Genomic DNA, 387 nt, shown 5'->3' with positions numbered 1-387 from the left:
GATATGCGTTACTCCGACGCCTTGCTGAGCTGGGAGGGTGTATGGACGTACGAGGACCTGAATAGATATCTCTTCGGGCCCATGCTCACCACGCCAGGCGTTAAGATGGAGACGCCTGGTGTCCCGGACGAGACCGAACGGGCCAACCTGATCGCGTATTTGCGCACACTCAGTGACAAGCCGATGCCGCTACCCTGAATCGATGATCTCTTGCGCAAGTACTGCTACGGACCTGCGTCGGCTAGATTTGCTCAAGCAGCCCTCTTTGGTGACCCTGAAGGGGGCCACTGGCCCAGCGGGCATCAGACGCCAATGAAACGAGCTAGTGGTAGAAATCTGATGGAGTGGATGCCCCCTCCCGACGGCATCGCGATGTGCCAATTTGGC

Annotated in this window: 1 protein-coding gene; it reads left to right on the top strand. The window is 58.1% G+C overall.

What is annotated here, in order from left to right:
* Nucleotides 1-198, top strand: a 198-nt coding sequence (locus E5W87_RS35660; RefSeq protein ID WP_367118919.1) for a cytochrome c family protein, incomplete at its 5' end; no start/stop codon positions are given.
* Nucleotides 199-387: the final 189 nt, after the last annotated feature.

The organism is Mesorhizobium sp., from assembly GCF_004962925.1.
GTDB lineage: Bacteria > Pseudomonadota > Alphaproteobacteria > Rhizobiales > Rhizobiaceae > Mesorhizobium.
The sequence above is the reverse complement of the archived record's forward strand: the minus strand, read 5'-3'. Positions and strand labels throughout refer to the sequence as shown.